The sequence below is a fragment of the Kitasatospora sp. NPDC042419 genome (assembly GCF_056437345.1).
The window spans coordinates 245,182-257,005 of sequence record NZ_JBWKAW010000001.1 but is presented as its reverse complement, the minus strand read 5'-3'; the positions used below and the strand labels follow the sequence as shown (position 1 = coordinate 257,005).

The window sequence follows — 11,824 nt, the reverse complement described above, 5'->3', positions numbered from 1 at the left end:
GGGGCGGGGGCGGACGGGGCGCCGTAGGATGGTGCGGAAGTCTGCATGATTATGCGTCCGACCGCGTGACGTTCCGCACATGGGGACTCGGCGTCACCTTGCCTAGTCTCACCATTCGGGCTCCGGAGCCGCGGATTCGCATCCGGGGGTCGGCTCCGGGAATGGATTCGCAGGTGTCCATGATCGGCTTCTGTGGCGTACGGGTTTCGCCCCTGTTTCGGGCCGCCGAACGCCGGGCACAATCGTCGGGACGTGCACTGCTGCATGTCCTCTCATTGCACCCTTGACCTGCGGATCCGTCCGCGATGTGGACGCGATATCCCGCTTCCCGGGTTCTTGGGCATCATGTAACTTGCATGAAATCGCATCAGGGCCAACGTCGTCCCTACTGCACCAGCTTCGAAAGACGACGACGGGAGAGCCGATGCTGTCTGCATCCATGCACTCCGCCAACGAGCCCCAGGCCGGCGCCGCGCGCCCGCCGTACGCGCTCGTTCCGGATGCGCGACCTGCTGCTCAGGGCCTGTACGACCCGCGAAACGAGCACGACGCCTGTGGCGTCGGTTTCGTCGCCACGCTGACCGGCATCGCCGACCACACCGTCGTCGAGCAGGCGCTGACCGTCCTGCGCAACCTGGAGCACCGCGGCGCCACCGGCGCCGAGCCGGACTCCGGCGACGGCGCGGGCATCCTCACCCAGGTCCCGGACGCCTTCCTGCGCGCCAGGGTCCCCTTCGAGCTCCCGGCGGCCGGCTCCTACGCGGTCGGCATCGCCTTCCTGCCCGACGAGGACGCCGCCGACGCGGGCGCCGTCGCGCAGATCGAGGCCATCGCGGCCGAGGAGGGCCTGACCGTCCTCGGCTGGCGCGACGTCCCGGTCACCCCGGACCTGCTGGGCGCCACCGCCCGCAGCGTGATGCCGCGCTTCCGGCAGGTGTTCCTCGCCGCGGCGGGCGAGGGCGGTGCCGAGGGCATCGCGCTGGACCGGCTCGCCTTCGTCGTCCGCAAGCGCTCCGAGCGGGAGGCCGGTGTCTACCTCCCGTCGCTCTCCGCCCGCACCATCGTCTACAAGGGCATGCTGACCACCGGCCAGCTGGAGCCCTTCTTCCCCGACCTGTCGGACCGGCTCTACGCCTCCGCGCTCGGCCTGGTGCACTCCCGCTTCTCGACCAACACCTTCCCGAGCTGGCCGCTCGCCCACCCGTACCGGTTCGTCGCGCACAACGGCGAGATCAACACGGTCAAGGGCAACCGGAACTGGATGACCGCCCGCGAGTCCCAGCTCGCCACCGACCTCATCCCGGCCAACAGCAAGGGCCAGGGCCTGAGCCGGATCTTCCCGATCTGCACCCCGGACCACTCCGACTCGGCCTCCTTCGACGAGGTCCTGGAGCTGCTCCACCTCGGCGGCCGCTCGCTGCCGCACTCGGTGCTGATGATGATCCCGGAGGCGTGGGAGAACCACGCCACCATGGAGCCGGCCCGCCGCGCGTTCTACCAGTACCACTCCAACCTGATGGAGCCCTGGGACGGCCCGGCCTGCGTCACCTTCACCGACGGCACCCAGATCGGCGCCGTGCTGGACCGCAACGGCCTGCGCCCGGCCCGGTACTGGATCACCGAGGACGGCCTCGTCGTCCTCTCCTCCGAGGTCGGCGTGCTCGACATCGACCAGGAGAAGGTCGCCAAGAAGGGCCGCCTGCAGCCCGGCAAGATGTTCCTCGTCGACACCGCCGAGCACCGCATCGTCGAGGACGAGGAGATCAAGTCGGCGCTGGCCGCCGAGCACCCCTACGCGGAGTGGGTCGCGGCCGGCCAGATCCAGCTCGCCAAGCTCCCGGAGCGCGAGCACATCGCGCACACCCACGCCTCCGTCACCCGCCGCCAGCAGACCTTCGGCTACACCGAGGAGGAGCTGCGCGTCATCCTCGCGCCGATGGCCAGGACCGGCGGCGAGGCGCTCGGCTCGATGGGCACCGACTCGCCGATCGCCGCACTCAGCGAGAAGCCGCGCCTGCTGTTCGACTACTTCGTGCAGCTCTTCGCGCAGGTCACCAACCCGCCGCTGGACGCCATCCGCGAGGAACTGGTCACCTCCCTGCTCTCCAACCTCGGCCCCGAGGGCAACCTGCTGGCCGCCGAGGCAGCCGCCTGCCGGTCCGTCGGCATCACCTTCCCGGTGATCGACAACGACGAGCTGGCGAAGCTGGTCCACATCAACGCCGACGGCGACCAGCCCGGCCTGAAGGCCGTCACGCTGTCCGGCCTGTACAAGGTCTCCAGCGGCGGCGAGGGCCTCGCCGCCCGGCTCGCCGCGATCGCCGCCGAGGCCGACGCCGCGATCGCCGACGGCGCCCGGATCATCGTGCTCTCCGACCGGCACTCGGACGCCGAGCACGCCCCGATCCCCTCGCTGCTGCTCACCTCGGCCGTCCACCACCACCTGATCCGCACCAAGCAGCGCACCCAGGTGTCGCTGCTGGTCGAGGCCGGTGACGTCCGCGAGGTGCACCACGTCGCGCTGCTGGTCGGCTACGGCGCCGGCGCGGTCAACCCGTACCTGGCGATGGAGTCCGTCGAGGACCTCGTCGCCCAGGGCGTCTTCATCGAGGGCGTCGAGCCCGAGAGGGCCATCAAGAACCTGATCAAGGCGCTCGGCAAGGGCGTGCTGAAGGTGATGTCCAAGATGGGCATCTCCACCGTCGCCTCCTACCGCGGCGCGCAGGTCTTCGAGGCGATCGGCCTCTCCCAGCAGCTGGTGGACGGCTACTTCGCCGGCACCACCACCAAGCTCGGCGGCATCGGCCTGGACGAGATCGCCAAGGAGGTGGCCGCCCGGCACGCCAAGGCGTACCCGGCCTCCGGCATCGCCGCCGCGCACCGCGCGCTGGACATCGGCGGCGAGTACCAGTGGCGCCGCGAGGGCGAGCCGCACCTGTTCGACCCGGACACCGTCTTCCGGCTCCAGCACGCCACCCGCAACCGCCGGTACGACATCTTCAAGCAGTACACGGACCGCGTGAACGAGCAGTCCGAGCGGCTGATGACGCTGCGCGGCCTGTTCCGGCTGGACGGCCTCGACCGCACCCCGATCCCCGTCGACGAGGTCGAGCCGGTCTCCGAGATCGTCAAGCGGTTCTCCACCGGCGCCATGTCGTACGGCTCGATCTCCCGCGAGGCGCACGAGACCCTGGCCATCGCGATGAACCGCCTCGGCGCCAAGTCCAACACCGGTGAGGGCGGCGAGGACCCGGACCGCCTGTACGACCCGGAGCGCCGCTCGGCGATCAAGCAGGTCGCCTCCGGCCGGTTCGGCGTCACCTCCGAGTACCTGGTCAACGCGGACGACATCCAGATCAAGATGGCCCAGGGCGCCAAGCCCGGCGAGGGCGGCCAGCTGCCCGGCCACAAGGTCTACCCCTGGGTCGCCAAGACCCGGCACTCCACCCCGGGTGTCGGTCTGATCTCGCCGCCGCCGCACCACGACATCTACTCGATCGAGGACCTGGCGCAGCTGATCCACGACCTCAAGAACGCCAACCCGGCGGCCCGCGTCCACGTGAAGCTGGTCTCCGAGGTCGGCGTCGGCACGGTCGCGGCCGGCGTGTCCAAGGCGCACGCCGACGTCGTCCTGGTCTCCGGGCACGACGGCGGCACCGGCGCCTCGCCGCTCACCTCGCTGAAGCACGCCGGCGGCCCCTGGGAGCTCGGCCTCGCCGAGACCCAGCAGACCCTGCTGCTCAACGGCCTGCGCGACCGCATCGTCGTCCAGACCGACGGCCAGCTGAAGACCGGCCGTGACGTGGTCATCGCCGCGCTGCTCGGTGCCGAGGAGTTCGGCTTCGCGACCGCCCCGCTGGTCGTCTCCGGCTGCATCATGATGCGCGTCTGCCACCTGGACACCTGCCCGGTCGGCGTCGCCACCCAGAACCCGGTGCTGCGCGAGCGGTTCTCCGGCAAGCCCGAGTTCGTGGTCAACTTCTTCGAGTTCATCGCCGAGGAGGTCCGGGAGATCCTGGCCGAGCTGGGCTTCCGCTCGATCGAGGAGGCCGTCGGCCACGCCGAGCACATCGACGCGCAGTCCGCGATCGACCACTGGAAGGCCGCCGGGCTCGACCTGGCCCCGCTCTTCCACGTCCCCGCGCTGCCCGAGGGCGCCTCGCTGCACCGCACCACCACGCAGGACCACGCGCTCGACAAGGCGCTCGACAACCAGCTGATCGACCTGGCGCAGGACGCCCTGGAGCGCGGTGAGGCCGTCCGCATCCAGCTGCCGATCCGCAACGTCAACCGGACCGTCGGCACCATGCTCGGCCACCAGGTGACCAAGCGGTACCGCGGCGAGGGCCTGCCGGAGGGGACCATCGACGTCACCTTCACCGGCTCGGCCGGCCAGTCGTTCGGCGCCTTCGTGCCGCGCGGCATCACGCTCCGGCTGGAGGGCGACGCCAACGACTACGTCGGCAAGGGCCTGTCCGGCGGTGTGATCGTGGTCCGCCCGGCCCGCGACGCCGCCGCCATCGGCAACGACGCGCAGAACCACGTCATCGCCGGCAACACCATCGGGTACGGCGCCACCAGCGGCCGGATCCACCTGCGCGGCAAGGCCGGCGAGCGGTTCGCCGTCCGCAACTCGGGCGCCACCCTGGTCGTCGAGGGCGTGGGCGACCACGGCCTGGAGTACATGACCGGCGGCCGGGTCGTCGTCCTCGGCGAGACCGGGCGCAACCTCGCGGCCGGCATGTCCGGCGGCATCGCCTACGTGCTCGACCTGCGGCCGGCCAACGTCAACGACGGCATGGTGGGCATCGAGGCCCCGACCGCCGCCGACCGGGACTGGCTGCGCGAGACCGTGCAGCAGCACTACGAGGAGACCGGCTCCACCGTCGCCGCCGAGCTCCTGGCGGACTGGGGCAGCGGCGTCTCCCGCTTCTCCAAGATCATGCCGACCGACTACAAGGCAGTGCTCGCCGCCAAGGACGCCGCTGAGCGCGATGGCCTCTCCGAGGCCGAGACCACTCGCAAGATGATGGAGGCGGCACATGGCTGACCCCAAGGGCTTCCTGACCACGCCCAAGCAGCTGGCCGAGCGCCGTCCCGTGGACGTCCGTCTGCGGGACTGGAACGAGGTCTACGTCGAGCGCAGTCTGCTGCCGATCATCACCAAGCAGGCCGGCCGCTGCATGGACTGCGGCATCCCGTTCTGCCACAACGGCTGCCCGCTCGGGAACCTCATCCCCGAGTGGAACGACCTCGCCTACCGGGACGACTGGACCGGTGCCATCGAGCGCCTGCACGCGACCAACAACTTCCCGGAGTTCACCGGCCGCCTCTGCCCGGCCCCGTGCGAGTCGGCGTGCGTGCTCGGCATCAACCAGGACGCGGTGACCATCAAGAACGTCGAGGTCACCATCATCGACAAGGCCTGGGACCGGGGCGGCGTCACCCCGCAGGTCCCCGAGCGGCTCTCCGGCAAGACGGTCGCCGTGGTCGGCTCCGGGCCGGCCGGCCTGGCCGTCGCCCAGCAGCTCACCCGGGCCGGGCACACCGTCGTGGTGTACGAGCGGGCCGACCGGATCGGCGGCCTGCTGCGCTACGGCATCCCCGAGTTCAAGATGGAGAAGCGCCACATCAACCGCCGCATCGAGCAGATGCGGGCGGAGGGCACCCGGTTCCGCACCGGCGTGCACGTGGGCGAGGACATCACCGGGCAGCAGCTGCGCGAGCGGTTCGACGCCGTCGTGATCGCCGCCGGCGCCACCACCGCCCGTGACCTGCCGGTGCCCGGGCGCGAGCTCAAGGGCATCCACCAGGCCATGGAGTACCTGCCGCTGGCCAACAAGGTGCAGGAGGGCGACTTCGTCGAGGCCCCGATCAGCGCCAAGGGCAAGCACGTCGTCGTCATCGGCGGCGGCGACACCGGCGCCGACTGCGTCGGCACCGCCCACCGGCAGGGCGCGGCCTCCGTCACCCAGCTGGAGATCATGCCGCGGCCCGGCGACGACCGCCCGGCCAACCAGCCCTGGCCGACCATGCCGATGACCTACAAGGTCACCTCCGCGCACGAGGAGGGCGGCGAGCGGATCTACTCCGTCTCCACCACCCACTTCAGCGGCGACGAGGACGGCAACGTGCAGCAGCTGCACCTCGTCGAGGTGGAGTTCAAGGACGGGAAGTTCGAGCAGGTGCCGGGCAGCGAGCGGGCCGTCCCGGCGCAGCTGGTCACCCTGGCCATGGGCTTCACCGGCACCGACGTGAAGAACGGCCTGGTCGAGCAGCTGGGCGTCGACCTCGACGCACGGGGTAATGTTGCCCGTGACGGTCGTTTCGCCACCAATGTCGATGGCGTGTACGTCTGCGGCGACGCCGGGCGTGGCCAGTCCCTGATCGTCTGGGCCATCGCGGAGGGCCGTTCGGCCGCCGCGGCCGTGGACACGTACCTGGGCGGCAGGACCGCGCTGCCCGCCCCGATCCGGCCGACCGACCGCCCCCTGGTGGTCTGACGCACCCCTGAACCGCCCGGCGCCGCATCGCCGGGTTGCACCGAGCCGCATCCCGCCAGAGTCGCCGGGCCACCGCGGTCCCTGGCGCCTGCCCTCTCCCCGACCAGTTTGAGGGCAGGCGCCGCTGTGCGTCCTCGGCCGGCCGGGACCGGCTAGGGCGTGTCTGACAATTCCCGCCGCGCGCTGATGCGACGCGGATTGTCAGACACGCCCTACCGCACGTCCAGGAGCAGTTCGGCCGCCTCCGTGCGGGCGTACAGGACGGTCCGGCCGGTGCGGTGGCGGGCGGTGAGGCCGGCCCCGCGCAGCGCCGTGAGGTGGTGCGAGACGTTGGCGGGGGAGAGGCCGGTGCGGGCGGCCAGCTCGGTGGTGGAGGCGGGGGCGGAGAGCTCGGCCAGCAGCCGGGCGCGGGTGCCGCCGATCACCCGGGCCAGGCCGTCGGGGACGGCGGCGCCCACGGTCTCCCAGAGCGTGGCCACGCCCCGGGGCGGGTAGACCAGGCCGGGCTGGCCGGTGTCCCCGGCCTGCCAGACCATGCCGGGCCAGACGAACGCGCACGGCACCAGCACCAGCCCGCGCCCGGCGTCCAGCCGCCGCTCGATGTCGTACCGGCGCTGGGCCACCGTCAGCCGGCCGTCCTGCCAGCTCACCTTGTGGTGCAGGCCCTCGAACAGCGCCGCCGGCCCGGCCGCCGCCATCCGCCGCGCCCGGTACAGGATCTCGCCCTCCGCCAGCCGCTCGATCCGGGGCCAGTACGGCTCGACGGCCACCGCCCAGTACGCCCGGACCTCGGCCACCAGCCGGGCGATGCCGGCCTCCGGGTCGGCCCGCAGCGCGGCGACCAGCGGGGGCAGCGGCTCGGCGAGCGGAGCCAGGTCGGCGCGGACGACGGCGGGCGTGGTGGCGGCCAGGACGGCCAGCTCGGCCTCCAGGTCGGGCGCGGTGGCGGCCGGCATCCGGACGAGGAACTCCGGCAGGTGCCAGGCCGGCATCGGGACCAGCTGGGAGAGCAGCTCGTAGCGGACGCCGGCGGCGGCCAGCCGCTCCCGGGTACGGCGCACCCACGGCAGGTGGACGGCCTTGGCGCCCGGGTCCTTGAGGACCTGGACGCTGGTCACCACCTCCAGGAGTCGGGAGCAGGTGAACCGGGTGGCGGCGACGTCCTGGGCGGAGAAGTCCAGGGTGAGCACGAGGGCCTCCGGCGGGGTCGGCGGGGTCGGCGGGGTCGGCGGGGTCGGCGGGGTCGGCGGGGTCGGGCGGGGTCGGGAGGCGAGGATTCGACGGGGATGGAATCTCTGGGCGTCGACGATCATCGCCGAAAGGCTCCTCCCATGACCACCACCGTTGCGCCTGCCGCACTCCGGGACCGCCTCGGGCTCCCCGCCACCACCGGCCGCCACCGGCTGATCGCCGCCCACCTCGTGGACAGCCTCGGCACCGGCCTGATCCTCGCCTTCACCCTCGTCTACTTCGCCCGCACCACCTCCCTGACGGTGGCGGCGATCGGCGCCGCCGTCTCCGCCGCCCGGCTGCTGGCGCTGCCCACCGCGATCGTCGTCGGGCCGCTGATCGACCGCTACGGCGCCCGGGCCACGGCGTCCGCCGGCAACGCGCTCTCCGCCGTCGCGTTCACGGGCTACCTGTTCGCCGGGCAGCTGTGGCAGATCGTGCTGGTCTGCCTGCTGGCCCAGATCGGGCACGTCGGCTACTGGACCTCCAGCAGCGGCCTGGTGGTGCTCGCCTCGGCCGAGGGCGAGCGGACCCGGTGGTTCGCCCTGGTCCAGACGCTGCGCAACACCGGCATGGGGCTCGGCGGGGCGCTGGGCGCCGTCCTGGTGGCCGGCGGCGGGACGGGCGGGCTGCGGGCGCTGGTGGTCCTCAACGCCGTCAGTTTCGGCCTGGCGGCGGCCATGCTGGCCTCCTGGCGGCCGGCGGCCGCCCCGGGTGCGGACGCGGGTGCGGGTGTTGATGCGGCGGCCGGGGCCCCCGCCGCCCGCGAGCGCGGCGGCTACCGGGCGGTGCTCCGGGACCGGCGCTACCTGCTGCTGGTGGGGATCAACCTCACCTTCGTCTTCGGCTCGATGATCATCAGCATGCTGCTGGCCGTCTACCTGGTCGAGGGCCTGCACCGCGAGGCCTGGGTGGCCGGGTCGCTGCTCGTCCTCAACGGCGTCCAGGTGGTGCTCACCCAGAGCGCCGTCGCCCGCCGGCTGGAACGGTTCCGGCCGACCCGGGTGGTCGCCGCCGGCGCCCTGCTCAACGCCCTCGCCTTCACCCTCTTCGCCGCCGTGGCCGCCGCCCCGGGTTGGGCCGTCCTGGCCGGCCTCTACCTGGCGATGACCGTCTACAACCTCGCCGAGACCGTCTCCACCCCCTACGCCGAGGAGCTCTCCGTCTCGCTCGCCGACCCGGCCCGCCGCGGCCGCTACCTCGCCGTCTACCAGCTCTCCTGGAACATCGGCCAGGCCGTCGCCCCCGGACTCCTCACCCTCCTCCTCGGCCACGGCGCCGCGCTGCCCTGGGTCCTCCTGATCGTCCTGAGCCTCGCCGCGGTCCCGGCCCTGCTGCGGCTGGAACGCCTGCGCTGACCGGGGTCCGGGGATGTCCAGCGGGCCGTCCGGCGGCTAGAGTGCAATCCGAGCAGCTACGGTGCAACTACCGCGCGTGTCCGGGTTCCGGGTCGGTCCGGGGCACGGAGCCGGCGGCGGCCGGGCCGCTGGAGACCGCGCCGGGCAGGCTGTCCGCGGGGGCGTACCGAGGACTGTTGTTTGTCGGTCCCTGATGGAAGACTGCGGCCCACGGCCGGGGGGCTGCGCGAGGTGCGGAGGTTGAGGCGATGAGTGCGACTCAAGCGGGTGGCGGTGCCACGGTGCGGCGTCTGCTGCTGGGGTCACAGCTGCGCCGGCTCCGGGAGGCGAGGGGAGTCAGCCGCGAGGAGGCCGGGTACTCGATCCGGGCCTCCGAGTCGAAGATCAGCCGGATGGAACTCGGCCGGGTCGGCTTCAAGGAACGCGACGTCGCCGACCTGCTGACGCTGTACGGGGTCGAGGCGGAGCAGGAACGGGACTCGGTGCTGGGGCTGGTCCGGGCCGCCAACGCCACCTCCTGGTGGCAGGGCTACGGGGACGTGCTGCCGGGCTGGTTCCAGAACTACCTGGGGCTGGAGGAGGCGGCCACCCTGATCCGCAGCTACGAGGTGCAGTTCGTGCACGGGCTGCTGCAGACCGCCGACTACGCACGCGCCGTGATCACCCACGGCGGGCACGTCACCGAGGCCGAGGAGATCGAGCGCCGGGTCGAAGTGCGGCTCAAGCGGCAGGCGGTGCTGACCGCCGAGCGGGCGCCCCGGCTGCTCGCCGTGCTGGACGAGGCCGTGCTGCGCCGCCCCTGGGGCGGACCGGAGCTGATGCGGGCGCAGGTCGACCGGCTGCTGGAGCTGACCGAACTGCCCAACGTGGTGCTCCAGGTGATGCCGCTGGGCTTCGGCGGGCTGCGCGCGGAGGGCGGCGCGTTCTCGGTGCTGACCTTCGACGAGCAGGACCTGCCGGACATCGTCTACCTGGAGCAGTTCACCACCGCGCTGTACCTGGACAAGCCCGCCGAGGTGGCCGAGTACGCCGGTGCGATGGACGGCCTGCTGGCCGACAGCCTCTCCCCGGAGCTGACACGAGAACTTCTTCGCTCCGTACGCCAAGAGCTGTAGACGGTAAGTACGATGAGCCTCGATCAGATCTGATCGCGAACCTCTTGCGAGCGTTCCCGAATCGGCACGAGAGGGACTCAGATGTCGTACCTTTCCGAGTTGGCGCTGCAGTACATCGACGGCGAGTGGCGCACTGGCAGCGGCTCCTGGGACATCGTCGACGTCGACCCGTTCACCGGTGACAAGATCGCCACCATCACCGTCGCCACCGTCGACGAGGTCGACCAGGCGTACCGGGCCGCCGAGCGGGCGCAGAAGGAGTGGGCGGCCACCAACCCGTACGCCCGCCGGCTGGTCTTCGAGCGTGCGCTGCGGATCGTCGAGGAGCGCGAGCAGGAGATCACCGAGGCCATCATGACCGAGCTCGGCGGCACCGCGCTCAAGGCCGGGTTCGAACTCGCCCTCACCAAGGACATGCTGCGCGAGTCGATGCAGCTGGCGCTGCGCTCCGAGGGCCGGCTGCTGCCCTCGCCGGTGGACGGCAAGGAGAACCGGCTCTACCGCCTGCCGGTGGGCGTGGTCGGCGTGATCAGCCCGTTCAACTTCCCGCTGTTCCTCTCGGTCAAGGCCGTGGCGCCCGCCCTCGCGCTGGGCAACGGCGTGGTGCTCAAGCCGCACCAGGAGACCCCGGTCGTCGGCGGCACCCTGCTCGCCAGGATCTTCGAGGAGGCGGGCCTGCCCGCCGGCCTGTTCAACGTGGTGGTCACGGACATCGCGGAGATCGGCGACGCGTTCATCGAGCACCCCGTCCCGAAGGTGATCTCCTTCACCGGCTCGGACAAGGTCGGCCGGCACGTCGCCACGGTCGCCGCCTCGCACTTCAAGCGGACCGTGCTGGAGCTGGGCGGCAACAGCGCGCTCATCGTGCTCGACGACGCCGACCTCGACTACGCGGTCGACGCGGCCGTGTTCAGCCGCTTCGCCCACCAGGGCCAGGTCTGCATGGCCGCCAACCGCATCCTCGTCGACCGCAGCGTGGCCGAGGAGTTCACCGCCAAGTTCGTCGCCAAGACCGCCACCCTGAAGGTCGGCGACCCGAAGGACCCGGCCACCCAGATCGGCCCGCTGATCAACCCCGTCCAGGCCGCCGCCATCGGCGCCGAGGTCGACCAGGCGCTCGCCGCCGGCGCGACCGCGCTGCTGCGCGGCGAGACCAGCGGCAGCCTGATGGACCCGGTCGTCCTCGGCGGCCTGCCGGCCGACGCGCCGATCCTGCGGCGCGAGCTGTTCGGGCCGGTGGTGCTGGTGGTGCCGTTCGACGGCGAGGACGAGGCGGTGCGGATCGCCAACGACACCCCGTTCGGGCTCAGCGGCGCGGTGCACACCGCCGACGTCGAGCGCGGCGTGCGGGTGGCGCAGCGGATCGAGACCGGGATGATCCACGTCAACGACGGGACGATCGCGGACGAGGCGATCGTGCCGTTCGGCGGCGAGAAGAACTCGGGTGTCGGCCGGCTGAACGGCGAGTCCACGGTGGACGCGTTCACCACGGTGAAGTGGATCTCGATCCAGCACGGGCGCAGCCGCTTCCCGTTCTGATTCCCGTTCCGAGCCGCCGCCGGCGTGACGGCTCCGGTGGGCCGGTGCCGGCCCGGCGCCGGTGCGACGACGTGGACCC

6 protein-coding genes are annotated in these 11,824 nt (G+C 72.0%); 5 read left to right on the top strand and 1 reads right to left on the bottom strand.

Going from position 1 to position 11,824, the window contains the following annotated elements:
• The first annotated feature begins 439 nt into the window (after positions 1 to 439).
• Entirely contained in the window at positions 440 to 5,050 is a 4,611-nt protein-coding gene (gene gltB / locus AC067J_RS01145) for a glutamate synthase large subunit (protein ID WP_478296344.1), read from the top strand.
• Positions 5,043 to 6,503 carry a glutamate synthase subunit beta gene (locus AC067J_RS01140; RefSeq protein WP_478295857.1) on the top strand — a complete coding sequence of 487 codons (1,461 nt, stop codon included), beginning with the start codon at positions 5,043 to 5,045 and terminating at the stop codon, positions 6,501 to 6,503. Before gltB ends, AC067J_RS01140 begins: the two co-directional genes overlap by 8 nt.
• Before the next feature lie 212 nt (positions 6,504 to 6,715).
• On the opposite strand, the gene AC067J_RS01135 is transcribed toward AC067J_RS01140, so the two are convergent.
• A complete protein-coding gene (locus AC067J_RS01135; RefSeq protein WP_478295856.1) occupies positions 6,716 to 7,816 on the bottom strand; it encodes a winged helix-turn-helix domain-containing protein in 1,101 nt (366 codons plus the stop codon).
• Between the two features lie 18 nt (positions 7,817 to 7,834).
• Here AC067J_RS01135 and AC067J_RS01130 point away from each other — a divergent pair, with 18 nt between their 5' ends.
• From AC067J_RS01130 to AC067J_RS01120, 3 genes are all read left to right on the top strand, one after another.
• Positions 7,835 to 9,091, top strand: coding sequence for an MFS transporter (locus tag AC067J_RS01130; protein WP_478295855.1), 1,257 nt, complete (start codon positions 7,835 to 7,837; stop codon positions 9,089 to 9,091).
• Positions 9,092 to 9,339: 248 nt separating this feature from the next.
• On the top strand, positions 9,340 to 10,206 hold the full coding sequence (locus AC067J_RS01125) for a helix-turn-helix domain-containing protein (protein ID WP_478295854.1): 867 nt from the start codon (positions 9,340 to 9,342) through the stop codon (positions 10,204 to 10,206).
• A gap of 81 nt (positions 10,207 to 10,287) precedes the next feature.
• On the top strand, positions 10,288 to 11,745 hold the full coding sequence (locus tag AC067J_RS01120) for an aldehyde dehydrogenase family protein (protein ID WP_478295853.1): 1,458 nt from the start codon (positions 10,288 to 10,290) through the stop codon (positions 11,743 to 11,745).
• The last annotated feature ends 79 nt before the right edge of the window (positions 11,746 to 11,824 follow it).

Bases quoted from the DNA above. Each gene is read 5' to 3' on its own strand.
- AC067J_RS01135 (WP_478295856.1), bottom strand. From the start codon at position 7,816: ATGATCGTCGACGCCCAGAGATTCCATCCCCGTCGAATCCTCGCCTCC.
- AC067J_RS01140 (WP_478295857.1), top strand. From the start codon at position 5,043: ATGGCTGACCCCAAGGGCTTCCTGACCACGCCCAAGCAGCTGGCCGAG.
- AC067J_RS01125 (WP_478295854.1), top strand. From the start codon at position 9,340: ATGAGTGCGACTCAAGCGGGTGGCGGTGCCACGGTGCGGCGTCTGCTG.
- AC067J_RS01120 (WP_478295853.1), top strand. From the start codon at position 10,288: ATGTCGTACCTTTCCGAGTTGGCGCTGCAGTACATCGACGGCGAGTGG.
- AC067J_RS01130 (WP_478295855.1), top strand. From the start codon at position 7,835: ATGACCACCACCGTTGCGCCTGCCGCACTCCGGGACCGCCTCGGGCTC.
- gltB (WP_478296344.1), top strand. From the start codon at position 440: ATGCACTCCGCCAACGAGCCCCAGGCCGGCGCCGCGCGCCCGCCGTAC.